This is a genomic window from Gudongella sp. DL1XJH-153 (assembly GCF_049310905.1).
Taxonomy (GTDB): Bacteria; Bacillota; Clostridia; order Tissierellales; family Tissierellaceae; genus Gudongella.
Genome location: NZ_JBMEMN010000079.1, coordinates 1 through 1,415, shown reverse-complemented (window position 1 = coordinate 1,415; position 1,415 = coordinate 1). Strand labels below are relative to the sequence as shown.

The following is a 1,415-nucleotide window of genomic DNA, read 5'->3' as shown; positions in this document are numbered from 1 at the left end:
GTTAGTGTAAAATAACTGTAGGAAAAATAAATGAGAATAGAGCTCCGTATGGTATGATTAATTTTGAGGAAAAAACCAATACGAACGGAGGAATCTATTCTCATGAATATTATACAACAAGCAATGGAATTAATCACTAAAACACAGCAAGAAAATTATGAAAAGATGCTAACAGGAGAAACAGACATTAGTACAGTGGTGACATCAACAGAAGAAATGGTATTAGAATTAGGAACAATGATGGTAAAAGATCTTTTAGAGTCAACCGATGATGAAATAAAGAAGAGCAGAGAAAGAAAAAAAGAATGGGTAGTAGAAAGAAAAGCGGAAGAAAAGACAATCAATACAGTATTGGGAGAAGTAAGATACAAAAGAACCTACTACCAAAACAAGGCCACAGGAAAATATGCGCACCTACTTGATAATCAGGTGGGAATAGAACCTCATGAGAGAATGGAAGACAGCTTAAGGGCAAGACTGGTAAAGAATGCAGCAACCATGTCATATCAGAAATCCATAGACCAATTGTCACAAAGCGGAATAACATCAAGGATGAGCGTATGCAATGCAATAAAAAGCCTAAAGACAATACCAAACGACGCAGTAAAGACAAACAAGAAAGATACCCCAAGGGTACTATACATAGAAGCAGACGAAGATCATGTAGCAATGCAAAACGGACCATCAGCGATAGCAAAGATAGCATATGTACATGAAGGAAAAACAGAAGTTAACAAGAATAGATATAAACTAAAGAACAAGAGATATTTCTCAGATGTAAAGAACAATAACCAAGAGATGTGGATAGACGTAGCAAATTACCTGGAAGAAACCTATGACATGACCCAAGTAGAAAAGATATATCTTTCAGGAGACGGAGCAAATTGGATAAAAGAAGGACTAGGTTGGATAGACAAATCAAAGTACGTACTAGACAGATTCCACCTATCAAAATACATAAGAAAAGCAACAGCCCACAAAGACTACATGAGCAAACCCATATGGACCCATATAAATTTGGGGATGAGAGACGAAGTAAAAGAACTGTTAAATATAATAATAGAAGATACAGAATCAGAAACAAAAAGAGAAGCAGTAAAGGAAACAAAGAGATACATAATGAACAACTGGGAAGGAATCCAGAGACAGAAGGAAAAAGACTATGTAGGATGCAGTGCAGAAGGCCATGTAAGCCATATAATGTCAGACAGAGTAAGTTCAAGACCGATGGGATGGTCCAGAGAAGGTTTAAGGATAATGAGCAGCATGAGAGTATATAAGAGCAATGGTGGAGATTTTTATGAATACATAAAGAGAAGCAAAGAAGATAAAAAAGAAGAAACAAAGATAATAGAGTTCGACAAACGAGTCGCAAAACGAGCAAGAAAAGCCAAAGAAGCAGGGATACAAAACAT

At 36.2% G+C, this 1,415-nt stretch carries 1 protein-coding gene; it reads left to right on the top strand.

What is annotated here, in order from left to right; genetic code table 11:
* Positions 1–123: 123 nt before the first annotated feature.
* On the top strand, positions 124–1,415 hold a 1,292-nt coding region (locus ACOEN1_RS13410), incomplete at its 3' end, for an ISLre2 family transposase (RefSeq protein ID WP_422487397.1).